The sequence below is a fragment of the Streptomyces sp. NBC_00341 genome (genome assembly GCF_041435055.1).
Lineage (GTDB): Bacteria > Actinomycetota > Actinomycetes > Streptomycetales > Streptomycetaceae > Streptomyces.
Genome location: NZ_CP108002.1, coordinates 4,657,822 through 4,684,053 on the forward strand (window position 1 = coordinate 4,657,822; position 26,232 = coordinate 4,684,053).

The window sequence follows — 26,232 nt, forward strand, 5'->3', positions numbered from 1 at the left end:
CAGCGAGGAGCTCATGAACGACAACACCGCCGCCGGTGCGCCCACCGCGCGACCCGGGCCCATCGACGACACCGCGCCGCCGGTCCCCGCGGAGATCGAGGAAGCCGCCCGGCTCGCTCCCGACCACTGGCTGGGCATGGTCGACCCCGCGTGGTCCGGGAAGGGCGAACCGCCGGACTGGGCGGTGGTGGGCCAGTGGCGGTCCGGCCCGGACGGTGAGATCGAGGAGTGGCGCGCCAACGAGGGGTACCGCCCCTCGCCCCAGGCGCTCGGCTGGCCCGCACCGGCCGACCCGGTGGACGAGGCGGTCCAGCTCGCGGCCACCGGGTACGGCCCGGGTGAGGCGGTGCCGAGGGCGCTGGCCGGGGCGGAGGTCGCCGTCCTGCTCGGCCCCGGCGGCAGCCCGCTGTCGGCCACCTCTCCCGAGGGGGCGTCGGTGGTGCCCGTCTTCACGTCCCCCGGTTATCTGCGGGCGGCCGGGCGCTTCGGTTACGAACTGGCGCCCGTGGCCGAGGTGGTCGACCGGATACCGGACGGCCACGTGCTCTACCTCAACCCGTCGGGACCGGTCGGCATGACCGTGGAGACCGACGCCCTGCGGCAGGCGGTCGACGCGGCGGCGCGCGGGGCGGACGGTTCGCGGGACGGGACGGACCCCGCATGACGAGCCCTTCCGACGCCCCGGACGAAGGCGCGGGCCGCTCCGGGACCCTGGGCGGTCCGACCGCCGTGCTGAGGGGGCGGCCGGGGTTCCGCGAGCCGCCCGAGGACTACGTCAGGGCGGCCAGCCAGGCCCCCGGCCACTGGATGTCCGTGGTCGACCGGCACTGGAACGGTGACGAGGACGAGCCCCCGCCCTCGTGGGCGAGGCTCGGGCGCTGGCGGAGCGACGGGTACGGGGAGATCGTCGAGTGGGAGGAGAACCCCGGCTACCGTCCTTCGCCCGACGCGCACGGCTGGCCGCCGCCGGTCAGCCCCGTGGACGCCGCCGTACAACTGGTCGCCACCGGCTACGCGTCGCAGGAGCTGTTCGCCCTGATGCTCGCCGACGCCGAGTTGGCGGTGTGCGTCGACGGGAACGGCGGCCTGACGGTGACCGAGGCGCAGGACGGTACGGAGGCGGTGCCCGTCTTCTCTGCGGCGCCGGAGCCGGCGGCGGGGGAACTGCCCGTGCACGAGGTGATGTCCGTGCCCGAACTCCTGGACCGGCTGCCGCCCGGAAGGGAAGTGCTGTTCCTCAGCTCGTCCGCCCCGGTGGGGCAGCTCGTCACGGTGGCCGAACTGCGCGCGGGCAGGGCCGAACTGGAGGAGTACGAGGCGCAGGAGCCCCCCGACACATGGCCGGCCTGAGGTGTTGTGCGGGTACGGTTGACCATTGAACGGTGGAACGCGGGGGCGGAGCACGGCGTCTCTCCAGGAGTACGAACCGGGCATCCGGGTCCCGTCGGGCATGCCGGGAACAACGTTGTCGTCGGGGTGGGGGCCAGGGTCCTGTCGGGTCGCGTCCCGCGATGTCATGGGAGGTTCACACTTCGGATCCCGGTATGTCATCGCGGGGAAACCGGATTTCGGGGTCGGCACCACCAGACTGTCAAACGATGAGGGTGAGTTCGAAGGGATGGACCGTGTCTTCTGTGTCGGGAGTGCCCGCCGGTGACTGAGTACGACCATGGGTCCCTCCCCACGATGCCCCCTCCGCCCGAGCCCTTTCCCGCCGACGGGGACGCCGGGGCGATACCGGTGTACGGGCGGCTCGTCACCGAATCCGCCGACGCCACGGCATCCGCCGCCCGCACCGAATCCGTCCCCCTCACCGAATCCGCCGACGCGGCCGGGTCCTTGCCCGAGCCGCCCCCGGAAGTGGTCGAGGCCGCCCGGGGACTGCCCGGTCAGTGGCTGAGCGTTCCCGATCCCGCCTGGTCCGGTAAGGGCGTGCCGCCGGACTGGGCGGTCCCGGGCCGTTGGCGTACGGATGCCACGGGCACGATCGTGGAGTGGGAGGACAACGCGGAGTACCGCCCTTCCCCGGAGGCGCTCGGCTGGCCCAGGGCCACCGACCCCGTCGAGTCCGCCGTCCAGCGCGCCGTGACCGGCTACGGCCCGCCCGGCGAGGTGCTTCGAACGCTGGCCGCCGCGAAGGTCGCGGTGCTCCTCGGCCCCGACGGCGAGCCGCTGGCCGTGCGCTCTGCGGAGGGCGAGCCCGTGGTCCCCGTCTTCACCGCCCCCGCGTACTACCGCGTCGTCGGGACGTTCGCGGCCCGGGTGGTCCCGGTGCCCGACGTGGTGGAGGGACTGCCCGAGGGCCACTCCCTCTACGTCAACCCGACCGGCCCCGCGGGGATGGTCATGGACACCGGGGCGCTGGCCGAGGAGATCGCGGCCCAGGAGAGCGGTGCGGCCCGGCCGGTGCCGCCAGAGGAGCCGGGCGGGGCGGGAACGCCGCGCATCCACGCGACACGGGTGGGAGACCCGGCGGCCGCGCCGGGCCCCGACCCCTCCACGACCGGTGCGCCGGCCGGCGGAAGGCCGCAGGAGTGACTCGCTGGGGTGGGCCCTTCGCGCGGCGCAGAGGCGACCGCTCCCCGGCCCCCGTCGAACGGGCCGCCACGAACCGACCGGAAGCGGCACCGGAGCGACTCCTGCTGGAGGACTACGACGGCCTGCTGTTGCTCCGGACCCCTTCGGACGACACGCTCACCGCCACCGATGTCGCCGATCTGGCGCGCAGCATGCGCACGGACGACGGGACGGTGACCGTCATCGCGGGGGCCGAGGGGGCGCAGTCCGCCGCCTTCTGGCCGAGGCTGAGCGAACTCCTCGACTCACTGCGCGACTCGGGTACCGAGTCCGTACAACTGGTCATGGCCGGTGCCGGGCGCGACATCAAGGACCGGCCCGCCACCGCCCGCCGGATCGCCGACGGCTGGGGATTCGAGGTGAGGGCCCCGGACGGGCCGCCCCTCGTCGTACCGGGCGGTTCGCTCTTCGTGCCCGTCACGTCCCGCGCCAATGGGCGTGCGGCGGCGGGCGGTTGGTGGCGGTTCGCTCCGGGTGCCGAGCCGGAACCGCTGGGCCCGCGCAGCCCGGAGCCGTCCTGGCAGTCCGCGCTGCGCGGCGTGCCGTCGGGCACGGCCGGCGGGAGCGTGGTGGAACAGATCCCGGCCGGACTGCTGGTACGGCCCGCAGAGGCCGCTCCGGCCCAGCCGGGCGACCTCTACCACGCCGTGCCGGTCGACGCCCGGCGTCCGGCCGTGGTGATCGGTGTGCCCTACGGCGAGGACGTATCGGCAGAGGAGGTCGCCGAGGTACTCACCGCGCTGCCGGAGGGCGTCAGGTCCGGTGTACGGCTCGCGCCCGGCGGGCGGCGGGACGTGCTGTCGCTGGCGCAGTCGGTGTCCGACCGGCTGGACGCCGATGTGGAGGTGATGACGGGGCTGCCGCTGGTCGCGGCGGGCGGTCCGCTGGGGACGTACTCCATACGGTCGGTCCTGGCCGCACCGGACGGTACGCCGACGTGGATGCCGTTCGTGGACGCCGTCGTGTGCCGGCCGCCGGACGAGAACGGCCGTGCCCGGCTGCCCCGGGTGCTGCGCTGGACCCCGCCGCTGCCGGGGCCCGCGCGTCCGGAGGAGGGTGTGGTCGGCCTGACCGACCGCTGGCAGGTCACCGTCACCAGGGCGGGCCTGTGGGTCGGCCTGCGGGGCGGCCCCCCGCTGTCCCCCACGGCACGTCAGGTGGACCCGGGCGGGCCGGTGATCGAGCTGGGCATGCCGGGCGAAGTCATGGACGCGTCCCTGTGGCCGGCCCTGTCGGGTCTGTTGACAGCCCTGACACCGGCGCTGCGCGAGCGCGCGACACTGCACGTGCACGGCGTGTCCCAGGACGGTGGGCATGCACTGCGCCGGCTGGCCGCCCAGCACGGCTTGCGGACCCTGCGCTACGCCGCCCCCGCCCCGGCTCGCGCCGGGCTGAAGCCCCGGGTCCAGGCCCGGCCCGGCCCGGCCACCACGACGGCCCCGACAGCCACGGCTCCGACAGCCACGGCCGCGGCGCCGTCCGCGCCGGTGCGGACACCGTTGTCGACGACGGGACGATCCGGCGGGCCGGTACCGGCATCGGTACCCGCTTCCACACCCGCGTCTGTGTCTGCGCCGGCCCAGGGGATCCGGCCGGGCCCCGGGCCGGGGCAGGGACCACAGACGCAGTCCGCACAGCCGGAGCTGCCGGTCCAGCCCTCGCAGGCGGGACCGGGGCGTCCGGGGCGAGCCGCCGGATCGGGCTCCGTCCCGCCGGCGGAGGGCGCCGGGCGGGTCGCACGGGCGGAACGCGCCAGGCAGTTGAGAGAAGCCATGGCCACGGGGACGGCGGCGAGCGCCGGGGCAGGGGCGGACGCCGGGACTCCTGGACGGTCTGTTGGACCCGGCTCGGCCGCAAGGCCCGCAGATCCGGAGTCACTTGGGGTGCCCGGAGCGTCCGGAACATCCGGGGAGCCCGCGGCGACGCAGGAAACCGGTGGAGAGGCCGAGGAGTTCGACTGGTCGGACGAGGGCGTTCCGACCGGGTCACTGGGGCGCGCCAGAAGGGCGGAAGCAGCCGGGGTACGGGCATCCGGCCCGGCGGCCGGCCCCCCGACGCCGGGCGAGGAAGCCGAGGACGGGGACGAGTCGGGCTCGGCCGGGACCGATGTCCCGGCACGGCCCGCCGACCCCGGTCGAGCAGACGCCCCGCAGCGGACAGCCGAGCCGAGCGGGTCCGTTGAGCCCGGCAATGCGGCTGAGCCCACTGAGCCCTCTGAGCCCTCTGAGCTCACTGAGCCCACTGGGCCCGGTGATTCTGCTGATCCCGGCTCCGAGGCGATCGATGGAGCCGTGCCGGCCGACGAGCCGGAGCTGAACGGCGCGCCGACCCACGCTCCGGTCCACGGGCCGGGCGCGGACACGAAGAAGGACGACCCGTCCGCACCGGACGACCCGTCCACGCCACCCGCACCGTCCGGTTCTGGCGAGCCGCGAGAAGAGGGCCGCGACGCGCTCGACAGGGGCGCTGACCAGGCAGAAACCGGCGAGGCACCCGGCCGGCCCGATGGCGTGCCCCCGGCGGAACCGGTGCGCGCGGAGTCCGGAACACCGGCCGAGCCGGGGCCCGCCACGCCTCCCACATCCCCGGGGGCCACGGCATCCCGGGACGAGGCGGCCCGGGTCCCGGACACCTCGATGCCCCCCGGCGTCCCTGAGGCCGCGAACACGACCGATATCCCCGATATCCCGGACACCCCTCTGCCGCCCGTCCCGTTGGAACCCGGCCACCGCAGTAGCGAAGCGGAGCGGACCGCCTTCCGCGCGCTCGCGGACCGGGCGTGGGACCGGCACGGCGCGGCCGTCGCCAGGTCCCTCGCCCGGGTGCCCGCACTGCGCGGCAAGGAACAGGAGGCGGCCCGTGCCGATCTGATCGCGCTGCGGATGTATCTGCTCACCCCCGAAGGCCCGTTGAGCCATGGCGCGGTGATCCGTGCCCTGCGCGACTACGAGCCCGACATGCTGCCGTACGGCGCCTGTGTGGCATCGGCACTGAACAGGCTGCCGTCCTACCGGGGCGCCGTGGTGCGCGGCACGGGCAGCGACCCCGCCTCCGACGGTTCCGGCGTCCCGGCGCTGCCCCGTCCCGGGACTCTGCTGCGCGATGCGGCCCTACTGAGCACCACGCCGCTCGATTCCGACCGTGCGGCCATGATGCCGGGTGGGAGCTATGTCATCTGGTCGGTGGCAGGCCGTCGTGTACGGCAGTTGTCCGACCACAGCCGTGGGCCCGAGGAGGTGGTGTTCGCCCCGGGAACCCTCTTCCGGGTGCTGGACGTCCGCCGGGACGGCCCGTCCGTACAGATTTTCTTGCGAGAACTGACCGGTCCTGCCACGGCGACCGCGCCCGATCCCGATGCGGACCGAGCCGTACTCGCCCGGATGGACGATGTCGTGCGCGGGCGCTCGACGACACCCGCGGGCACCGGCCACTGGCCGGAGCGCTGCGCCGGTGCCGTGGGGGCCGGGCCGTGACGCGACACCCACCCAGAGATGAGTAAGGAAATTGCATGGCACGTGAGCATGATCCTTCCAATGGCATACCGTCACGGTCCGGCACGTCCGCGGGCGCGGGCGCATCCGGTAACGCGCCGGTGTCGGTCCGCCGGGCGGTGACGATGCAGGGAGCAGCCGGGGACCCGGGCGATGCGCTGGCCCCCGGTGGAGCTCTGACGCCGGGCGGCGGACGGAGCGGTGGCACGGACGCGTCGTCCACCGGGCCCACCACGAACTCGACCGCCCGTACGCCGAGCCCGCCGAGTAACGGGCCGGAGAATGAGGGCCCGGTGAACGAGGGCCCCGAGAACAAGGGTCCCGAGAACGAGGGCCCAAAGAACCAGGACCCGGGGAACGAGGATCCTGAGAACCAGGACCCGGAAGGCAAGGACTCCGGGGAGGAGACCGCCGAGCGTACGAACGCCGGCGAGGCCACCGGCACCGCGGAAGGCGGCGCCGCCGCCATCGGCGCTCCGGAGGCCCCGTCCACCGCCCCGGACGCAACCGGGTCGGCTGCCACGGGCCAGGCTGAACCGTCCGCCTCCTCCGTCCCCGCTTCTCCCGAATCCTCCACCTCCACCTCCACCTCCGCCGCTGCCACCGCGTCCACGTCATCTCCGTCCTCCCCGGACCCGACTACCGGTCCGACGGCCGTCAGGACCGTCGGCGCGGGACCGGACGAGGCCGTGGCCGCGGGAGCGGCGGGCAGCGGTGGCGCGGGCGCGAACGCGCACGCGGACGGCGAACCGCCCAGCAGCCGGCCCAAGAAGCCGATGCTGGCGGCGGCGGCGATCGTCGGAGCGATACTGATCGCGGTCCCGTTCCTCGTGGCCGGGCAGGACGACCGTGAGCCCGAGCAGACCCGGACGCAGAACGCGGCCGGCACGCTGCTGGGCAGCGAGCGCTCCATCGTTCCGGACACGTACACGAGCGAGTCGCCGTCTCCCTCCGTCAAGCCGAGCAAGAAGGTGAAGGAGAAGGAGAAGCAGGCCCCGCCGCCGGCCCCGCAGCAGACACTCACGCCTTCCCCGAGCGCGTCCGAGAAGGCCAAGGTCAAGCCCAAGAAGAAGCCCAAGCCCAAGGTCAAGGAGCTGACCGGGGCGGAGAAGCTCCGCCGGTGGGCCAACGGCCGTTCCGGTGTGCAGAACACGGTGATCAGGAACGCGTCGACGTCCCAGTGCGTGGACATCGCGAACTACGGCAAGGGCAAGCCGACCGCTCCGGTCAACCAGTACCCGTGCAACGCCACGACCGCCGACAACCAGCTGTGGAGCCTGGACATCGTGCACAAGAGCGGCGGGCCCCAGAACGCCCCCGTCTTCCTGATCCGCAACACCAAGGACGGGCTCTGCCTGGACGTCGGCTACTACGACGCCAGGCCGGCGGGTTCGAAGGTCAGCGAATTCAACTGCCGTGCGACCGGTGACAACCAGCTCTGGTGGCTCGACCCCCGCGGGGACGGGACGAACTGGATCCGTAACGTCGTCAGCAACGACCTGTGCCTGCGCCCGACCGGCGGCGCCTCCGCAGGCAACGACGCCCGGCTCGTAATCGCCCAGTGCGGTGCCGGCGACCACTGGATCGTCTGAGGGCCCGCTCCCACGGGTCGGTGGCCCACGTGTCCCCGCCTCACCGTTGCACTCACCTGCACCGGGGAGGCGGGGACGCGCTCTTGTGCGGCACCGGGAACGAAAAAACCGTCCCCGGCCTGTTCTCACAGGTCGGGGACGGTTCCTCGTGGCGGTAGCGGAGGGATTTGAACCCTCGGTGAGTTTCCCCACACTCGCTTTCGAGGCGAGCTCCTTCGGCCGCTCGGACACGCTACCGAGAGAGAGCTTAGACCATCTCGGCCGTCCGTCGAAATCCGATTCCCGGTGGCACGGCCCCCACGCGGGGGTGCCAGGTCAGCGGTGGCGGAAGAAGGCGGTGAGAGGGGCCGCGCAGTCGGCTTCCAGCACTCCGGGGATCACCTCGGGGCGGTGGTTGAGCCGGCGGTCGCGCACGACGTCCCAGAGCGAGCCGGCCGCTCCGGCCTTCTCGTCCCGGGCCCCGTAGACGACCCGGGCCACCCGGGACTGCACCAGGGCGCCCGCGCACATCGTGCAGGGCTCCAGGGTGACCACCAGGGTGCATCCGGACAGCCGCCATTCGCCGAGCGCGGCGGCGGCCCGGCGCAGCGCGAGGATCTCGGCGTGGGCGGTCGGGTCGCCGGTCGCCTCGCGTTCGTTGTGTCCCGCGGCGAGCAGCGCGCCGTCCGGGGCGAGGACGACGGCGCCGACCGGCACATCGCCGGCCGCCGCCGCCCGGTCGGCCTCGTCCAGGGCACGGCGCATGGCCACCCGCCACGGGTCCCGTACGGGATCGTGGGGTGCGTCGGGCGGTCGGGGCGGGTCCTGCGGGTGCGGTGCTTCGGTCACCCGCGGACCTTAACGGACGGTCTCCAGGACCTCGGCCGCTCCCAGCGCGTCCGCGATCTCCACCAGTGCGTCCGACCGCAGCATCAGCAGCTCCGCCTCGGGAAGCCCGAGGTCGGACAGGAGCCCGGTGTCACCGAGCGGGCCTGCCGGTACGGCGTCGAGTCCGTCGTCGTCATCGTCATTGTTGGAGTTGTCGTGGTCGGCGTTGGTGTTGTCGTGGTCGGGGGCGTTGTCCGGCTCGTCGTCCTCGGTACCGTCGAGGCCGACGAGCTCTTCGAGAGCGGCAATCGAGTCCTCGGCCCCGGGTTCGCGGCCGAGCAGTTCATCGGTGAGCAGGATCTCCCCGTACGAGGAGCGGGTGGCGGCGGAGGCGTTCGAGACGTAGATACGCGGGTCCTCCTCACCGTCCACCCGGATGACGCCGAACCAGGCGTCCTCCTGTTCGATGAAAACGAGCACCGTGTCCTCGTCAACCGAGGCCTCACGGGCCAGATCCGTCAGATCGGACAGGGTCTCCACGTCGTCGAGATCCGTGTCGCTCGCTTCCCACCCGTCTTCGGTGCGCGCGAGCAGTGCGGCGAAGTACACCGTGACTCTCCCACTGGTCATAGGGGTGTCGGTCCGGCGGGAGGGCAGTCGGTGGTCCGGCTGCCCTGCGTCCCGCCCATCGGAATCGTGGCAGAAACGAGGGCCTCGCGAGAGCAGTTCGGACGTTGCGTCGGCCATCAGTTCTGTCCGGGGCGGCCACCAGGGGGTTCTTCCGCAGGCCGGACGGCTACCAGCGAAACGTCCGCATCCGCATGGCCTGGCGCATTCGGGCGGCCTTGACGCGCCGCGGCTGCACCCGGTCGCGCAGCGCCTTGGCCTCGTGAAGCTCGCGGAGGAACTGGGCGCGCCGCCTGCGACGCTGCGCGTCGGTCTCCTGCGGGTCGCTCTCCTGCGCGTCGGTCTCCCGGGTGTCCCCCGTGTCCCGCGCATCCCTGAGGCCGGGAGGGTCCGTCCCGTCCCGTTTCCGCTGCGCCCCGTCCGGCATCGGCTCATCACCCCAAGGCTGGGTCCGTATGCCCCCACCTTCCCCCCGAACGTGTGGTTGATGCCAGCGCACGGGTACGGGAGGCGCGGCTACTGTGGGTCCCATGCGGATCCACGTCGTCGACCACCCGCTGGTCGCGCACAAACTCACCACCCTGCGCGACAAGCGCACCGACTCCCCGACCTTCCGGCGCCTCGCCGACGAGCTGGTCACCCTGCTCGCGTACGAGGCCACCCGCGATGTGCGCACCGAGCAGGTCGACATCGAGACCCCGGTGACACCCACCACCGGAGTGAAGCTCTCGTACCCGCGGCCCCTGGTCGTGCCGATCCTGCGGGCCGGCCTCGGCATGCTCGACGGCATGGTGCGGCTGCTGCCGACCGCGGAGGTGGGCTTCCTGGGCATGATCCGCGACGAGGAGACGCTCCAGGCGTCCACGTACGCGTCCCGGATGCCCGAGGACCTCTCGGGCCGCCAGGTGTACGTCCTGGACCCGATGCTGGCCACCGGCGGCACCCTGGTCGCGGCCATCCGGGAGCTGATCAAGCGCGGTGCGGACGACGTCACCGCCGTCGTGCTGCTCGCCGCGCCCGAGGGCGTCGAGGTGATGGAGCGCGAGCTGGCGGGTACGCCGGTCACCGTGGTCACCGCCTCGGTCGACGAGCGCCTCAACGAGCACGGCTACATCGTGCCGGGCCTGGGCGACGCGGGTGACCGGATGTACGGCACCGCCGACTAGGGCGTCCTGACCGGGGCGCCCTCTGGACCTCCCGGCCGTCCCGGCTGCCCCGCCCGCCCCGCGCGGTCCCTCAGCAGGAGGACGGTGCGGGGGAGGGCTTGAGCAGGGCGGTCAGTGCGGTGGAGGCCGCCCGGGGCGTGCTGAACGCCTTGAACTTCGTACCGATGATCAGATCGACGTCCGCGGTCTTGCGGGCGTCGGTCTTCGTCGCGGCACCCGGCAGCTGCGTGCCGAGCACCGGGAAGGTGCCGTTGACCGCGGTCGGAGCGCCCAGCAGTATGCCGCTCCCGGCGACCTTCTTGTCGTACGCGGCCGGGGCGTTGCCGACCTTGCCGATCGCGAACCCGCGCTTCTTCAGCTCATCGGCCGCCGCCTTCGCGAGCCCGCCGCGCGGGGTCGCGTTGTAGACGTTGACCTTGATCTTCGCGGGCTTCGGCAGCGCCACGGCCTGCGCGGACGGCTTGGCGGACGGGCAGTCCGCCTTGCGGTCGGCCGCGCTGGCCGTCTTGTCGCCGCCCGTGAAGACATCGATGAGCTGCAGCGTGCCCCATCCGGCCACGCCTAGGGCGACCACGGAGGCGACGGTCGCGAGGACCAGTTTGCTGCGGCGGCGGGGGCGCCGCATGCGCGGGTACTTGTCACCCGTGATGCGGTACTTTCCGCCCATGCCTGGGGGAGTGAGCATGCTCATGGGCGCAGCGTAGTGCGACCCGGTGATGATGCCTACTAAATGATCAATGGATCGCACCCGTCCGAGTGGGAAAGCACCCGAACGAACCCCGAACGGCGGGCAGTGGTGTGGTGTCTCAGCCGAGTTCGAGCACGCGGGCGTGCAGTACCTGGCGCTGCTGGAGCGCGGCCCGGACGGCGCGGTGCAGTCCGTCCTCCAGGTAGAGGTCGCCCTGCCACTTCACGACGTGCGCGAACAGATCGCCGTAGAAGGTGGAGTCCTCGGCGAGCAGGGTTTCGAGATCCAGCTGGCCCTTGGTGGTCACGAGCTGGTCGAGGCGGACCGGGCGCGGCGCGACGTCCGCCCACTGCCGGGTGCTTTCCCGGCCGTGGTCGGGATAAGGCTGCCCATTTCCGATGCGCTTGAAGATCACACGGAAAGCCTACCGGCCTGGGGCCTCCGGGCGCAGCCATGGGGCCGGACTGCGCCGCCCGCCGCAAGGGCATATAAGCGGCTATACCGGAATTCCGTGAGCCGGGCCGCCGCGCTTATCTGCCCTTGGCGGCGGCCTTCGCGGCTTTGGCGGCCTGTTTGGTCTCCTGCTTGTACGCCCGGACCTCGGCGAGCGACTCGGGGCCGGTGATGTCGGCGACCGAGCGGTGCGAGCCGTCCTCCCCGTACGGGCCCGCCGCCTCGCGCCAGCCCGGTGGCCGGACGCCGAACTGCTTGCCCAGCAGCGCCAGGAAGATCTGCGACTTCTGGGTGCCGTACCCGGGCAGCGCGTTCAGCCGCTTCCGCAGCTCGGCCCCGGTGGCGGCGTCGTCCCACACCGCGCTCGCCGCACCGTCGTACTGCGCCACCAGGTACTGGCACAGCTGCTGCACCCGCTTGGCCATGGAGCCCGGATACCGGTGCAACGCGGGTTTGGCGGTGAACAGCTCGATGAACGCCTCGGGGTCGTACGTGGCGATCTCATGGGCGTCCAGATCGTCCCCGCCCATCCGCTGCGCCAGGGCGTACGGGCCGGAGAAGGCCCACTCCATCGGCACCTGCTGGTCCAGCAGCATGCCCACGAGGGCGGCGAGCGGACTGCGCGCGAGGAGCTCGTCCGCCTCCGGCTGCTGGGCGATCCGGAGGGTGATGTCTCGTCCGTTGTCGCTCTTGGTCATGGCCCGATCATCGCGAGAGCGGGGTGCGACGGCCAGCACCACCACCGTGGGCGGAGCGGTTCGCCGCCGATTGCAGCCGTTTGCCGCCGCTTTCCGCCGATTCTCCGTTCGTTTGCCCGTTCGTTTGCCCGTTCGTTCGCCGGTTCGTTCGCCGGTTCGTTCCGTCACCAGGCCCCTCGGTGGGCCACCCCCAGCACGAGGGAGCCGACGGCCAGCAGCAGGAAGATGCCGGGGAGCCAGTACCCGTGGTCGCGGGCGCGCAGATGGACGGCGATGGCTCCGACGAAGAACAGCGCGAGCCCTACCGCGGCGGCCGTGCCGATCAGCGGGACGGCGAAGCCGACGAGCAGCCCGGCGGCCCCCGCCGCCTTGAGCATGCCCAGCTTGAACAGCGAGGAGGCGGGCACTCCCGCCTTCTCCATGTTGACGAGGATCGGTTCGTAGCGGCGGAAGTCGAGCACCGCGGACATGGTGTTGACGGCGGCGGTCACCACGGTGACCACGGTGTAGAGGACGAACAGCATGATGTCTCTCCGTTCTTTCGGTCTGCGGGCGCTCAGCTCTCGCGCTCTGCGGGCGGCAGCTTGTCGGGGTTGGCGACGTTGTAGATGTCGCTGATCCGCTCACCGCCGGGGGCCAGGTCGAGGACCATCACGGCGAACGGGGTGTCGCCGCTGAACAGCACCGCGGCCGGGTCGCCGTTGACCTGCCGGTAGGCGATCTCCAGGCCCTCGCGGTGCGAGGCGCGGGAGATCAGCAGCCGGGCGACGTTGTCGCGGCCGTGCACCGGGTGCGGTCCGGCCGCCGGGGACTTCCCGCCGCCGTCGGCCCAGAGGGTGACGTCGGGGGCGAGCAGCCGCATCAGCGCGGCCAGGTCGCCGCCGAACACCGCGTCCAGGAAGCGTTCTGTGACCCGCCGGTGCAGCAGCGGATCGGGGCGGTGGCGCGGCCGGCGGGCCTGCACGTGGGCGCGGGCGCGGTGGGCCAGCTGCCGCACGGCGGCGGGGCTGCGGCCCAGGATCCGGGCGGTCTCCGTGTGCGCGTAGCCGAACACCTCGTGCAGGATGAAGACGGCCCGTTCCAGCGGGCTCAGCGTCTCCAGCACGACGAGCATCGCCATCGACACGGACTCGGCCCGCTCCGCCCGGTCCGCGGTCTCGTCGTCCGGCGGGGGCGGGGTGTCTGCGGTCGAGACGAGCGGTTCCGGCAGCCACGTACCGACGTACGTCTCGCGGCGGCGGCTGATGTCGGCCCGGCGGGAGAGGGCCTTGTTCACGGCGATCCGTACGAGGTAGGCGCGCGGGCTCTCGATCCGCTCCGCGTCGGACGTCTCGTGGCGGGCGGTCCAGGAGAGCCAGGTCTCCTGGAGGACGTCCTCGGTGTCGGTGACGCTGCCGAGCATGTTGTAGACGAGTGAGAACAGCAGCTCGCGATGGTCGACGAACACCTCGGTGGCGTCGCCGGGGCCGGGGCCCGGCTCTGTTCCGGGCCGGGGGCCGGGGGCGGGCTCGTACATCAGGTGCCTCCTGTCGCGGTTACACCCTGAGAGTGCTGCCGGGGGCAGGAGTGTGACATCGGCACCGGCACGTGACGGGGGACCCGCCGCTCACCCGCAGAGCCGGTCCGCGCGTCCGTGCAGGTAACGGGACTCGGGAAGGCTCAGGGTGGCGGCCGCCGCCGCGAGATAGGCGGCGCGGGCGCCCGCCGGGTCACCGGCCCGTTCCAGCAGGTGGCCGCGGACGGCGTCCAGCCGGTGGTTGCCCGCGAGCCGGTCCCGGAGCGCGTCGGCCTCTGCCAGTCCGGCTCGCGGCCCGTGCACCATCGCTACGGCGACGGCCCGGCCCAGTTCGGCCATCGGCTCGGGGGCGATGCGTACGAGGACGTCGTACAGCGCGAGGATCTGCGGCCAGTCGGTGTCCTCGGCGCGGGGTGCCTCGTCGTGCAGCGCCGCGATGGCCGCCTGCACCTGGTAGGGGCCGGCCGGGCCCTCGCGCAGTGCCTCCTCGACGAGTGCGGTGCCCTCGGTGACGGCCGCCCGGTCCCAGCGGCTGCGGTCCTGTTCGTCGAGCGGGACCAGCTCACCGTCCGGCCCGGTGCGCGTGGCGCTGCGGGCGTCGGTCAGCAGCATCAGCGCGAGGAGCCCGGCCACCGCGCCGTCCCGGGGGAGCAGCCGGCGCACGGAGCGGGTCAGCCGGATCGCCTCCCGGGCCAGTTCGGCGCGGTGCAGAGCCCGGCCGGAGGTCGCCGTGTAGCCCTCGTTGAAGATCAGGTACAGCACCTGGAGCACGGCCGCGAGCCGCCCGTCGCGGTCGGCCGGACCCGGCTGGACGAAGGCCGCGCCCCGGATCCTCCGCTTCGCCCGGCTGATCCGCTGGGCCATCGTCGCCTCCGGCACCAGATGCGCACGGGCGATCTCGGCGGTGGTGAGCCCGCCGACCGCCCGCAGTGTGAGCGCGATCTGCGCGGCCGGGGCCAGCTCCGGATGGCAGCACAGGAAGAGCAGGGTGAGGGTGTCGTCGTCGGACGGAGCCCGGCCGGCGCCCGGCGCGATCTCGTCGGGCGGCGGCGTGGTGAACGCGTCCCGGGGCGTGAGCGCGGCCGCCGTCTCCTCGCGCACCCGCCGGGCCTCGTCGCTGCGCAGCCGGTCCACCAGCCGCCGGGAGGCCACCCGGATCAGCCAGCCGCGCGGATTGTCCGGCACCCCCTGCTCCGGCCACTGCCGGGCGGCGGCGAGGAGGGCCTCCTGCACCGCGTCCTCGGCCGGGTCGAAGTGCCCGTACCGGCGCACCAGCGCGCCGAGGACCTGCGGGGCGTGCAGCCGCAGCAGGTCCTCGACCTCGCTCGTACGTCTCACACATCGCCTCCGAGGTCGTCGATCGGCCGGATGACCACCGCGCTGTTGGGCGAACCGGCGGGCACCGGGCACTGCGCGACGCGCGCGGCGATCTCGGTGACCCGTTCCAGGCTCTCGCAGTCGAGCACCCAGTACCCGGCGAGCACCTCCTTGGTCTCCCCGTACGGACCGTCGGTGATCACCGGACGGCCGTCCTCGCCCGCCTGGACGAACCGGGTCCTGGCCGGTTCGGTGAGCCCGTTGGCGTCGATGAGCTCACCGCTCTCGGCGAGATCGTCGTTGACCGCGCCCATGAACGCGAACATCGCCCGCACGTCCTTCTCGCTCCAGGCCGGGGCACCGGCGCTCGCGTTGCCGCGCATCGCCTCGTAGCCGGCCTGCGAGCCCTGCACCATCACCATGTACTTCATCTTCCGCTCCCTGTGTTCGTTCCCGCCGCCCCTCGTGGGCGGCTTTCACAGGGGACGTCGGAACCGCCGGACGGTCCTCGACACCGCGCCGGAGATTTCTCGCGGGAATCCGAAAGGCTCCCGGAACGGCCCACACGGCGCCCGCCGTCCCGGCCCGGCGGGCGCCGTCACACGAAGACGACCACGACCGCGATCAGCACGGCGAGCAGTCCGAGGGTGCAACCGACCACGCAGCCGGCCTGGTTCGTCCGTTCGGTGATGCGGTTCCACCGGCCCGGGGGCTCCTGCACCGGTACGGAGGTGGGGGCGAGCGGGGACAGGGGTGGTTGCGGGGGCCGGGGGGCCTGGTACGGCACCGGGGTCCGGGTCGCCGTGGCCCGCAGGAGCTGTTGCCACAGGGCGGGCGGCAGATCGGGTGCGCTGCCGCCGGGAGGGTCGGTGATGCTCTGCCGGATCCAGCTCTCCGCGCGGGGGTCGCGGTCCCGGCTCATGCGGTGCAGCAGCTCCTGGAGATCGAGCAGATAGCGTCCGTCCCTGGCCAGCGGAGCGACGGCCCAGGTGAACAGCGTGGCCGACTGTTCGGCCAGGGCCATCCGCGAGACGGCCTCCGCACCCGGCCTGTTCGGTGCGAAGTACAGGCCGTTGCGGAGCACTTCCCGGCACAGATCGTGGCGCATTGGCTCCGGACGCGTCGAAACCCGGCCGACGCTCCCCAGCTCGTTCAGCAGCAGCTCCAGGGACGCCTGCGGCAGCCCCTCCGCGCGCAGTTCGACCAGCAACTGCTCGTCGGAGAGGCCGCGCAGGCGTTCCGCGAGCGCACCGCGTCCGGCCGTGTCGCCGCGCCGGGGGTTGTGGAGAGCCTCGCGGAGCGGCGCTTCGCGGGCGGCCGGTGCGGGCGCGTAGCCGTCCGGGAGGCGCGGGTACCCGGATACGGGCGGCTCGGCGCGGTGCGGAGGCGTGGTCGGGACCGGGGCCGGGGCCGGGGACGCGTGCGCCGGGGGCGCGGCGGGGAGCGGCGGAGCGAAGGGGTCCGGCAGCGGCTCGGGGCGTTCGGGCGGTGCGGGCGCGGCGCGCTCCGCCCATGGGGACGCCGGGCGTTCGGGCGGTGGGGCCGGGGCGTACTCCGCCTCGGGGGCGCGGGGCAGCCCTTCCGCGACGTAGTCCGGTTCCGGGGTGCGGGAGGTCTCCGGGGAACGGGAGGGCTTCCGGAAGGGGCTCGCCTCCTCCGGGAAACGGGAGGGCTTCCGGAAGCGGTCCGCCTCCTCCGGGGAACGGGAGGGCTCCGGGAAGCGGTCCGTCTCCTGCGGGGCGCCGGCCGCCTCCCGGTCGCGGCGGGGGGAGGCGGCGGGGCGGGCGCCGCGGCGGTGCTCGGGGAACAGGATCTCCTCCAGCAGGGCGCTGCGCCGCTGCCGGCCCAGTGCCGCGCCGTCCCTGAGCCGGTCGGTCAGCTGCGGCACACCCGGGGCGTCGGCCGGGTGGGCGAGGAGGTGGTCCACCAGCCGGGCGGCCGCCCGGTGCTCGAACGTCACCTCGCCCGCCATCCGTCCGGTGACCCGGGCCAGCGGACCGGAACCGCCCGCGTCCGGCTCCCAGCGCGAGACGCACATCAGGCGCAGCTGATGGGTGTCGGACGTGTCGTAGGTGGCGAACGTCCAGTCCCGGCCCAGCCAGGAACCGAACAGCCGGTACAGCCCCAGGTACACCAGCGGCACCTCGGCCGGGTCGAGCCCGCCGCCCGGGTCCGTCTCGTTCGTCAGGAGCGACACCCGCTGCTCCGGATCGCGCAGCCACTCCGCGGCGACCAGGGTCAGCGTGCTCCGTACGCTCGCCAGCTGGTTCGTCATCGCGGGCAGCCGCTCGGACACCAGCGGTGTGAGCTGGGAGAACGTCACCGGTGGCCGCTTCCCGGAGGCCTGTTCCGCGGACTCGCGGGTGCTGCCCCAGCCGCCGTGCGCGAGCCCGAGACACTTCTCGGTCCCCAGGGTCCGCGCGTCACCGATCAGGGCATGGCTGACCGTGCTGGGCCGGCCGCCCCGGTCCGTGGTGGGCCAGCGGCGGACGAGCATGATCCGGCCGTCGGCCGTCCGGGTGCGCACGACGCTCGGATACGGGGCCGCCGTGCCGGACACCCACAGCAACGGGCCCAGTTCCCGGCCCAGTTCGTCGGCCAGCTCGGCCTGGCACGAGTAGGCGACGGCCTTCATGCCGGTGCCCTGGCGGCCCTGGTTGCCCTCCCAGCGGAAGACCGCCTGGTGCACCGGGCCCGGGTCTTCGCCGCGCCGCCGGGGCCGCTGCCCGCCCGGTCCGCCCGGTCCGCCCGGTCCGCCCGGTCCGCGCGATCCGGCCGGGTCCCGGTGAGCGGGCCTCCGGTCCTGGAAGTCGCTCACATCGTTTCCTCTCTCGGGGAGTCACTCGCATCCGACAGCGGCACCGCTTCCAGCGCGGGCGCCTTTCCCACCGCGAACGCCTCCGCGCCGCCGGGCACGTCGATCAGTCCGTGCATCGCGAGCAGCGACAGCAACGGTTCCAGCACCCGGCGCGGACCGGAGCCGGCCGGATAGCGGCCCTCGGCCTCCTGGCCGCCGGTGGCGGAGGAGACGTGCAGGGTGCACCGGCGGATCGTGTCGAACGGGCGCAGCCACGCCTGCCCGGCGAGCCGGCGCAGCAACGCGTAGACGTCCGCGCTCTCCTCGTGGGTCAGCGCGGGGTCGAGCGCGGTGGGCGGGGCCTCGCCCAGCCAGCGGTCGACGGGGGGCTGGAAGCGCAGCAGGTCGGCCTTGCCGAGCACCATCGCGGCCGCCACGTCCAGGTACGGGCCGTTCTTCGGCAGCCGGTCCAGCACGGTGGCGAAGGCGAGGTCGCCGTCCCGGTTCACCGCAAGGCCCAAGTGCTCCCGCGCGTGGTCCAGTTGCGGCAGCGGGAGGGCGAGCGCCGGGTCGACGACGAAGACCATGGCGTCGACCCCGAGCAGGAAGCGGAGCGCGGAGTCGGTCCGTACGAGGTCCTCGCCGCCCAGGTCGAAGAAGGCGACCGGCCGCACCTGCCCCCGCGCGTCGGTGATCAGCAGGGACTCCACGAAGCGGGCGAAGCCGTCCAGGCCGACGCCGCTGGTGTGGTCGAGGACCTGGCCGTCGCGCAGCGGCTGGACCCGTTCCCGTACGAACCGCGCGTGCTGCGCCGGGTTGACGGACTGCCACTGCAGGCCGAACGGTTCGAGGCCGCCGTCGGTGATCGCCGCGATCATCTGGGTCAGCAGATGGCTCTTGCCGGTGGAGGACTGGCCGACCATCGCGATGGTCAGCGGCTTTCCGTACGTCAGATAGGGCACCGGAATGAAGTGCTCGGGGAAGTCCGGATCGGCCGTGCACTTCTGCACGGCGCCGCGCATGATGTCCTGGCGCCGCAGCGGGTTGGCGATGCCCGAGGGGTTGAGCGGCTGGTACTGCATCCTGCTGTCGGTGACGAACAGCGAGCCGAGGTCGAGCTGGATGTTCTCCAGGCAGTACGGGCAGACCACCTCGCCGGCCGCCGCCCCGTCCCGCTCGTCGTGCGGTTCGGCGGCGGGCGCCTGCCGCTTGAGGCGCAGCGTCTGCTCGAACGCCTCCCGGTGCGGGCGCGATTCGTCAGCGGGTGCGTCGAGTGCGAGGCGCCTGGAGGCGCCGGGCTCCAGCAGGTCGAGCAGTGCGGCGGGCGTCGGCCGGTCCCGGGCGAGCGGGGCGAAGGCGCCCCGCAGCGTCTCGGCCAGCACCCGGTGCGAGGCGAGGTCGGCGGGCGCCCGGTCCGCGGGCCCCGGCCGTCCGGTGACCAGCTGGTAGAGCACCTGGGCGGCGCTCCACACCCCGTCGCGGGGGTCGGCCAGTCCCTCCGCCCGGCGCTGTTCGGGCGAGCAGTAGGGCGTCCGGCCCCACCGGATCCTCGGCCGTCCGGTGCGGACCATCGCCTCCAGCCCCCAGAGCTGGAGCGAGGTGCCGTCCCACAGCACGGTGCCGGGCGAGATGCCGAGGGGCACCAGGTCCTGGCTGTCCAGCAGGGACAGGGCCTGCATCAGGCCACGGGCGAGGGGCCGCAGATCGGTCGCGGACATCACGTGCGTGCGGGCGGCGGGGAAGCCGCGCGGCGGCTCGTACAGCAGGTACGGCTCCGGCGTGTCCAGCTCGTGGCCGATGATCCTCGGGAAGAGCGACGCGGTCGGCGGTTCGCGGAAGTCGCGCAAGACCCGGTACAGACGCAGGGCGTTGCCCGTCTCCCTGTCCAGCAGGGCGCGGGCCGCCGGGTTCTTGGCGTCGGCCGGGGTCAGCCGCACCTGGACGCAGCTCTGGCCCACGTCGTCGAGGATGCCGCTGCGGATCAGCTGGGGCAGCTGCGCGTCGCGGCGGGACTCGCGCGCGGCGAGGCGGGCGGGCGTGGTGCGGCGCCCGCCCTCTGGCGTGTTGAACGAGAGCACGCTCCGCCTCCGGCCCTCCGGATCCGCCAGGTGCGAGTGAGAGGTGCTGGTCACCAGCGGTCGCCGTCCTTCTCTTCGTACTCCAGCCAGTCGCCCGCGGGGTTCCGGGGGCTCTGGTAGGGCCGGACGTTCTCCACCACGCCCATGCGCAGCGGGGTGAGCCGGACGAGGCCGGCGTAGCGGCCCGACGAGGTCCACAGCACGTCCTGCGGCTGCGGCGAACCGCCGGCCCGCCAGGCCGTCTCGACCTCGCCGCGGACGGCCTGCGGTGCGAAGCGGATCCACACCGCGGCCTCGGGGTCGCGGCTGAGCAGCGTCCCCTGCTCGGGTGAGGACAGCTGCACCACGGCCCGCCGCTCTGTCTCCGCGCCGACCAGTTCCGCGACCCCGTGCGGGTCTGTGCCCAGCAGGTTCGCGGAGCTGGTGCGGGTGCGGTGGGCGGCGGCGAACGGGGGCGGCGCCAGTACCCCGTTGTGCTGGAGGTGGTGGCGGGCGGAGGAGAGCAGCTTGCGCACCCGCTCCTGCGTGTTGCGGACGGCGTGGGTGCCGGCCTGGCCGCGTTCCACGGCGCCCCAGTACGGGTTCATCGCGACCATCGCGGCGTCCGTCAGGTCGTCGGCCAGGGTGGCGACCAGCTCGGAGCCGCCCTCGCCGGTCTCGCGGTCCAGCCAGCGCGGGGTCGCGGCCGTGCGGTCCTCCCACGGGTCGGCGGGCATGGCGGCGGCGTCCGGCCCGCCGGCCGGCGCGTCCCAGGACGGCTCGTCCCACGCCCGCTCCTCCTGCCAGGTGTACGCGTTCGCCCAGCCGTCGTCCTCGTCGTCTGGCGCGGCGAAGGCGTCGCCCTCCAGGGCCGATGAGCCGTCCAGCCAGTCGCCCACGGCCGGCGGGCCGGACGCGGACCCCGCGTGCGCCGGGGACTGTTCCGGCGCGGGTACCGCCTCCGCGTCCGCGGCGGCCGCCGTGGCCCGCAGCATCCCGGCGACGGACCGTGCCGCGTCCGCGCAGTACAGCCGCTCCTCCGCCGCCCAGTGCTCGCGGACCACCTCGGCCAGCAGCCCGTCGAGCCCGTCCAGGGCCCGGCGCAGCGCCGTCGCACCCTGGCCCGCGGCCCAGTAGGCGGCCGCCGCGTCCCAGAGTCTGCGGGCCGTCTCCACCGCGAGGGCGGCCCCCACCAGCAGCCCGGCGGTGCTCAGCCAGAGCGGCGGGTCCATCGTGTACGCGATGACCAGCCCGGCCGCGGCGCCGCAGAGCGCCCCGGCCCGGGGGCCGACCGAGCGGTGGGCCGCCGGCTCGTCGCGGAGCCGGGACGCGCCGAGCCCCGCCACGCCGAAGAACACCACGGGGACGATGACCGCGAGCAGCGCGAGAGGCCACTGCCACAGCGCGCCGAGCGCCCCCGCCACGGCCGCCAGGGCGGTCGCCGCCGGACCGGTGACGAAATCGGGCAGCGGTCCGCCACGCGTCCCGGACCGCCGGGCCACGGCCTGCGCGGAGTGGTCGGCCAGCTTCGGCAGCAGCGCGGAGCCGGGGACCGGTTCCACCTGCCCGGCCAGCCCGGTGAAGCGCTGGGCCACCGCGCGCAGGGCCAGCTTCTGGCCCATCAGCTTCCCCGCGAACTCCCGCAGCCCCTCGCCGATCCGCTCGCCCACCCCCTCGGCCGACGGCACCCGCAGTCCGAGGGCCGAGAGCCGGGCCGCCGCCTCCGCGGCCGAGGGCGCCGTGCCGGAACCGCCGTCGCTGTGCAGGGCGGTGGTGACGAGCTCCCGGTACTGGCCGAGCGCCTCGCGGGCCTGGTCGAGATCCGCCTCGAACGCCTCCCGGTGCGAGGCCCGCAGCAGCCCGGTCAGGGCCCGCAGCTCGGACAGGGTGCCCCGGGCCTGGTCCAGGGCCCGCGCGCACGAGCCGTACGCGCTGTCCGCCATCCCGCCCGGCTCCCGGTGCCGCTGGTCGCGGCCCGACCTGCCCGTGGCGAGCCCCCGCAGCGGCTCGGGCAGATCGGCGCCGGACCACGCGGCCACCGGCAGCTCCGCCCCCGGCTCGGTGTCCTCGCCCGCGAACCTGCGCAGCGCGTCGCGCCAGGCCCTGTCCCGTACGTCCGGGGGCAGGTCCTGCTCCAGCAGCCGTATCCCGGGCGTCCCGACGGCCTCCGGCAGCGAGCCGAGGTCTTCGAGGACCCGCAGGAAGACGTCCGGGACCGACAGCAGGTCCACCAGGAGGGCCAGGGCGTCCGGGTCGTCGGGCGCGGGCTGTTCCAGCGCGGTGCGGGCGGAGCGCAGGTCGCCCGCCCACAGCAGGGCGATGCCGGAGGACCGCAGTATCGACGGCCGGTCCAGCCGCCGGTCCGGCTGGAACGCCTCGTCCTCACCGGCGTACGAACCGGGCGCACTGCCCACCAGCAGGACCAGCATCCTGACCTCGCCCACGGCGCGGTAGGTGGTGAGCAGCTCGTACTGCCGCTGGTGGTCGAGCAGTCCGGCCGGGGTGTCGACCACCAGGAACAGCGGATCGTCGGGCTCCGGCAGCCCGGCGAGGCCCAGCTGCCGGGCGACCCTGGCCCGCAGCGGGGCGGCGGCGTCGAGCGCGGCGGCGCCGCTGCGCAGGTCCAGGTGGATGACGGTGGCGACGTCCTCGTGCGTGATCACTCCGCATCACCGTCCAGGAACCCGCGCCGGTAGCGGCCGTTGTCGTCGTCGCCGTGATCGTCGTCCCGGTGCGTGCTCCGGCCGCGGGAGTCCTTGTCCCAGGGCGCCGGCCTGTCGGTACGGTCCTGCGGCGTGGTGCGCCAGGAGCCGCCGCCGGACACGTCGTCGTCCGGGTCCTGCGCCAGCGGGTCGTACGGCGCGCGCTCCCGGTCCCGGTACGGCTCGCGGTCCGGCCGTGCGGAGGGTTCGGGGTACGGCTCGCGGTCCGCGTGCTCCTCCCGCTCCTCCCGCTCCCGGTACGGCGCTCCGTACGCCTCGCGCTCCGGCCGTGCGGCGGGCTCGGACCCGGGGTACGGCTCGTGGCCGCGCCGGGGGGCGCGTTCGGGTTCGGGGTACGGCTCGCGGTCCCGGTACGCCGCACCGCCACCGCCACCACCGTTGCCGCTCGGGGAGGCCGCGTAGCCGCTGGAGGCGCCCGGCGAGGTGCCCCAGTCGTCGTCATCGGCCACCGGGCGCCGGGGCTCCGGGAACTCCTTGTGGGCCCGGGGCTTCGGCGTACCGCCGCGCACGTGCTCCAGCAGGGTGCGCAGGGTCGGTTGCACCGCGCGCTGGTCCCCGAACTCGGCGTCCAGCGCGGCCGGCAGAGTCTCCGCCCAGAACTCCCACAGCGGCCGGACCCAGCCCTCGACCCGTTCGCCGCCCCGCTCCCTGCGCTCGGCCAGCAGCTCCAGCTGGTGCGGGGCGATCTTCTCGACCAGCTCGACGAAGAGCGGATGCGGCTCGCTGCCGGTCCTGGCCAGCCCCAGCGGCTGGGCGCTCATCAGCCCCTGGCAGTAGTCCTCGACGGTCCGCTCGTCGTCGAGCACGGTCCAGCGCTCGTACGCCCGCAGCAGCTCCGCCCAGCTCGACACCCCGCCGGGGAAGTCACCGAGCCGCAGCCGGACCCCGGGCACGCTCGGGCCCGTCTCCGGGAACAGCCGCAGCCGCACCCGGTCCGGCGACGCGGGGTCACCGTCCACGACGTCCACCTGGCCGTTCCACATGCAGCACAGCAACCGGTGCAGGATCGTGCGGCGGTCCTCCTCGCTGCTCACCATCCAGCTGTCGCGGTAACCGAGCCGCTGACGCCAGCGCAGCACGTCCTGGGCCTGCTCGGACTCCTTCGCCCTGGCCCACTGCCGCAGCACCTTGCGGGCCTCCGGCACCTGGGTGAGGCTCATCTCGCTGCGGAACAGGACCACCGTGATCGAGTCGCTCTCCACGCCCCGGTAGTCCACCGAGTTCTTCGCGTCGGCCGGCAGCCGCAGCGTCTTGCCGAGGTACTCCTTCACCTCGTCCACGGCCTGCACCCGGGGATGGGTGATCAGGACCCGCAGCGGTCCGGTGCCCTCCGGGGTGAAGCCCACCGGCAGCAGCCCGGTGAGTTTCCGGCCGAACAGGTCGAGGGCCTCCTTGCTGACCTGGTCCGCGGCATCCGCGTCACCCGCGGCGGCGGCCAGCAGGGTGCCCATCGGGGGCAACAGCGGCCGCTCCTCCAGCTGCTCGCCGCTCTCCGCGAACAGCCGGGTGATCCGGCCCTCCAACTGCGCCTTGACGACGGCGACGGCGCTGTCCGGGCTGCGCCGGCTCAGCGTGTGCACCTGGCGCCAGGTGTCGCCGTCGATCATCTTGAGCAGCAGCGCGGCCTCGTCGTCGTGCTCCCGCAGCCCCTCCCGGCGGATCAGCCGGGTGACCAGGTCCTCGTAGAAGTGGTTGAGGGTGCGCTGGGGCGGCAGCAGGTACGAGATGCCGGTGCGGTCCTCGTACAGTTCGAGGCCCTTCTGCGCCGAGACCTTGCGCTCCTGGTCGGAGTGTTTGCGGAAGGCGTTCACCAGGCGGCCCAGATCGGTGCCGGCGGTGTCCGCGTGGGACTGCCAGCGCTGCTGCTGCTCGCGCCAGGCCTCGTGCCAGACGGTGCGGCTGCGCCACTGGTACCACCTGTCCTGCGCCCGGAGCGCGTCCTGCACGTCGTCGTCGCCCCAGCGCGCCGGGGACATCCCGGCCAGCCGGCCCTTGATCCGGGGGTTCTTGGGCGGCTGTTCCGTCACCCCCTGCGGGCGCGGGGGTGCGCCGGCCCGGCTGTTGAGCATGCCCAGGAAGCCGAGCCGGGCGATCCGCTCGTCGCTGCCGGGGACGCCCCGTACGACGCGTTCGGCCAGGAACGGGTCCACGGTCTGGAGGAGCTTGTCGATGGCGGGGCGCGGCGAGAACCGGTCGGCCATCGAGGCGGCCTGCCGGTCGGCCTTGAACTGGAGGTCGGACAGCAGCCGCTGCATGTCCGCACTGCGCTCGGCCAGCGCCTGCTCGATGGCCTTGCTGCCGCGCGGCAGCGGATCGGGCTCCGGCACGTCCAACTGCTTGCGCTCCCACAGCTCTTCGAGCTGGGCGTCGGTGAACAGCTGCCGGATCATCGGCACGGCGCTCTCCCGCAGCGTGGCGCGCGGCCGTTCCACCAGGTCCGTGACCGCCTTGCGCAGCAGCCGGCCGGCCACCAGATCGGCCAGCTGGTCCATCGGCGCGGTCATGGAGGCCACCAGGCTGGTGGAGACGCCCTGTCTGCCGATCCCGGTCGGGGACACGGCGCTGCGCTGCACCCCCCGGTTGATGAAGCTCGCGGCGAACGTCTGGAAGTCGTCGTCCGCCGCCGTCGCCCGGCCGCGGGAGCGCCCGTCGCCCAGCTCGGTGCCGACCAGCGACATCACCAGGGAGACGATGGAGCGGCGCAGGTCGTCCTGGCGGATGCCCGCGGTCGGGCTGAACAGGAACGCGGTGGGCAGGATGCCGGTCCGCAGCCGGATCGGCGTCATGCCGGGGTAGCGGATGCCGATCCCGGGGCTGTGGTCCAGGTCGCCGATCTCCTCGCCCTCTGTCGGCGCGTTCTGCCCGTCCACCAGCCGGAACAGGTCGACCAGGGCGCGGGCCGCGTTCAGCTCCGCCTCCCGGCCGCCACCGCCGGACGCGGAGAAGGAGGACGGCATCACGACCAGCGGGTAGATCTTCACCCCGTCGAAACGGCGCAGCTGGAACGCGTAGTTGATCAGGTGCAGGTAGTCCAGGAAGATCCCGGCGCCGGTGCCCCCGGCCACCGAGAAGGCGACGAACACATCGCAGCCGGTGGCCTTGCCGCCGCCGAGTTCGGCCAGCTCACCGGCGGACCTGGCGATCGCGTCGATCGCCTGGAGCAGCGGTTCAAGGACGGGGGCCAGGCTGTGCCTGAGCGTCGCGAAGAGCGCGGCCCTGCCGACGGTGGGCAGCTGGCCCGCACCGTTGTGCAGCGGGGTGACCTTCGGTTCGTCGGTGCGCGGCGGCAGCCAGTCGGAGACCTCGTCGCGCAGGCTGGCCCGCAGCATCTTGGTCACTTCGGGCGAACTGTCGAAGTTGGGGAGCAGGTTGTGGGTGGCCCGGGAGGTGCGGGCGTACGCGGCCCGCAGCGAGGGGTCCACATTGAACTGCGGCAGCCGCTGCAGGTCGGACTCGCTGTAGTCCGCGTACACGAACTGCAGGCAGTCCGGCAGCTGGTAGGGGGCGTGGCCGCCCAGGTGGCTGAGCGCGACACCGTCCGGACCGCACAGTTCGGCGCGCAGCTTGCGCTCCAGTTCCGCGCCGACCAGACCACCGGTGCCGCCCAGTCCGACGAAGAGCATCGGCTGGAAGATCTTCATGTTTTCCTCCCCGCTTCCGGCCGGTGTGACAGCCGGTTCGTCCTCGGTACGTCCGTACGTCCTCGATACGTCCATGGGCCCG

20 protein-coding genes and 1 tRNA gene are annotated in these 26,232 nt (G+C 73.7%); 6 read left to right on the top strand and 15 right to left on the bottom strand.

Annotation, left to right across the window (positions count from 1 at the left end):
* Positions 1–13 precede the first annotated feature (13 nt).
* The 5 genes from OG892_RS20850 to OG892_RS20870 all read left to right on the top strand — a co-directional run bounded on the left by OG892_RS20850 (position 14) and on the right by OG892_RS20870 (position 7,660).
* Positions 14–664 (top strand): type VII secretion system-associated protein, encoded by a 651-nt coding sequence (locus OG892_RS20850; protein ID WP_371629943.1) that lies wholly within the window; start codon positions 14–16, stop codon positions 662–664.
* The gene (locus OG892_RS20855; protein WP_371629944.1) at positions 661–1,350 is read left to right on the top strand and encodes a type VII secretion system-associated protein; all 690 of its coding nucleotides are present in this window, start codon (positions 661–663) and stop codon (positions 1,348–1,350) included. The genes OG892_RS20850 and OG892_RS20855 overlap by 4 nt, the downstream gene beginning before the upstream one ends.
* A gap of 303 nt (positions 1,351–1,653) precedes the next feature.
* Complete coding sequence (locus OG892_RS20860; protein ID WP_371629945.1) at positions 1,654–2,538, top strand: type VII secretion system-associated protein; 885 nt, start codon at positions 1,654–1,656, stop codon at positions 2,536–2,538.
* Positions 2,535–6,050 carry a hypothetical protein gene (locus tag OG892_RS20865; protein ID WP_371629946.1) on the top strand — a complete coding sequence of 1,172 codons (3,516 nt, stop codon included), beginning with the start codon at positions 2,535–2,537 and terminating at the stop codon, positions 6,048–6,050. The genes OG892_RS20860 and OG892_RS20865 overlap by 4 nt, the downstream gene beginning before the upstream one ends.
* A gap of 311 nt (positions 6,051–6,361) precedes the next feature.
* Entirely contained in the window at positions 6,362–7,660 is a 1,299-nt protein-coding gene (locus tag OG892_RS20870) for an RICIN domain-containing protein (protein ID WP_371629947.1), read from the top strand.
* 149 nt (positions 7,661–7,809) lie between these two features.
* Here the strand turns inward: OG892_RS20870 and OG892_RS20875 are convergent.
* From OG892_RS20875 to OG892_RS20890, 4 genes are all read right to left on the bottom strand, one after another.
* Positions 7,810–7,897 (bottom strand) — tRNA-Ser (locus OG892_RS20875).
* A gap of 78 nt (positions 7,898–7,975) precedes the next feature.
* Positions 7,976–8,404, bottom strand: coding sequence for a tRNA adenosine(34) deaminase TadA (tadA, locus tag OG892_RS20880; protein ID WP_328868416.1), 429 nt, complete (start codon positions 8,402–8,404; stop codon positions 7,976–7,978).
* 93 nt (positions 8,405–8,497) lie between these two features.
* Positions 8,498–9,076 carry a hypothetical protein gene (locus tag OG892_RS20885; protein ID WP_073736423.1) on the bottom strand — a complete coding sequence of 193 codons (579 nt, stop codon included), beginning with the start codon at positions 9,074–9,076 and terminating at the stop codon, positions 8,498–8,500.
* Between the two features lie 187 nt (positions 9,077–9,263).
* Positions 9,264–9,521 carry a hypothetical protein gene (locus OG892_RS20890; RefSeq protein WP_371629948.1) on the bottom strand — a complete coding sequence of 86 codons (258 nt, stop codon included), beginning with the start codon at positions 9,519–9,521 and terminating at the stop codon, positions 9,264–9,266.
* 103 nt (positions 9,522–9,624) lie between these two features.
* On the opposite strand from OG892_RS20890, the gene upp reads away from it, so the two are divergent.
* On the top strand, positions 9,625–10,260 hold the full coding sequence (gene upp, locus OG892_RS20895) for a uracil phosphoribosyltransferase (RefSeq protein WP_073736425.1): 636 nt from the start codon (positions 9,625–9,627) through the stop codon (positions 10,258–10,260).
* Between the two features lie 70 nt (positions 10,261–10,330).
* Here upp and OG892_RS20900 read toward each other — a convergent pair whose 3' ends face one another.
* The 11 genes from OG892_RS20900 to OG892_RS20950 form a co-directional block, all read right to left on the bottom strand.
* On the bottom strand, positions 10,331–10,927 hold the full coding sequence (locus OG892_RS20900; protein WP_073736426.1) for a LytR C-terminal domain-containing protein: 597 nt from the start codon (positions 10,925–10,927) through the stop codon (positions 10,331–10,333).
* 139 nt (positions 10,928–11,066) lie between these two features.
* Positions 11,067–11,363: a type II toxin-antitoxin system VapB family antitoxin gene (locus tag OG892_RS20905; RefSeq protein WP_073736427.1), complete on the bottom strand. Its 297-nt coding sequence runs from the start codon at positions 11,361–11,363 to the stop codon at positions 11,067–11,069.
* Positions 11,364–11,478: 115 nt separating this feature from the next.
* On the bottom strand, positions 11,479–12,099 hold the full coding sequence (locus OG892_RS20910; RefSeq protein ID WP_327338059.1) for an HhH-GPD-type base excision DNA repair protein: 621 nt from the start codon (positions 12,097–12,099) through the stop codon (positions 11,479–11,481).
* Positions 12,100–12,263: 164 nt separating this feature from the next.
* Complete coding sequence (locus tag OG892_RS20915) at positions 12,264–12,623, bottom strand: DoxX family protein (protein ID WP_107421802.1); 360 nt, start codon at positions 12,621–12,623, stop codon at positions 12,264–12,266.
* A gap of 32 nt (positions 12,624–12,655) precedes the next feature.
* Positions 12,656–13,615 (bottom strand): RNA polymerase sigma factor SigJ, encoded by a 960-nt coding sequence (gene sigJ, locus OG892_RS20920; RefSeq protein WP_073736429.1) that lies wholly within the window; start codon positions 13,613–13,615, stop codon positions 12,656–12,658.
* Positions 13,616–13,705: 90 nt separating this feature from the next.
* Positions 13,706–14,953, bottom strand: coding sequence for an RNA polymerase sigma factor (locus tag OG892_RS20925; protein ID WP_371629949.1), 1,248 nt, complete (start codon positions 14,951–14,953; stop codon positions 13,706–13,708).
* Complete coding sequence (locus OG892_RS20930; RefSeq protein ID WP_073736431.1) at positions 14,950–15,363, bottom strand: YciI family protein; 414 nt, start codon at positions 15,361–15,363, stop codon at positions 14,950–14,952. Before OG892_RS20930 ends, OG892_RS20925 begins: the two co-directional genes overlap by 4 nt.
* Positions 15,364–15,530: 167 nt before the next feature.
* Entirely contained in the window at positions 15,531–17,750 is a 2,220-nt protein-coding gene (locus OG892_RS20935; RefSeq protein ID WP_371629950.1) for a hypothetical protein, read from the bottom strand.
* Positions 17,747–19,861, bottom strand: a complete 2,115-nt coding sequence (locus OG892_RS20940) for a hypothetical protein (RefSeq protein WP_371629951.1) — start codon at positions 19,859–19,861, stop codon at positions 17,747–17,749. The genes OG892_RS20935 and OG892_RS20940 overlap by 4 nt, the downstream gene beginning before the upstream one ends.
* Positions 19,858–22,449, bottom strand: coding sequence for a hypothetical protein (locus OG892_RS20945; protein WP_371629952.1), 2,592 nt, complete (start codon positions 22,447–22,449; stop codon positions 19,858–19,860). Before OG892_RS20945 ends, OG892_RS20940 begins: the two co-directional genes overlap by 4 nt.
* Entirely contained in the window at positions 22,446–26,150 is a 3,705-nt protein-coding gene (locus tag OG892_RS20950; protein WP_371629953.1) for a tubulin-like doman-containing protein, read from the bottom strand. Before OG892_RS20950 ends, OG892_RS20945 begins: the two co-directional genes overlap by 4 nt.
* Positions 26,151–26,232 lie beyond the last annotated feature (82 nt).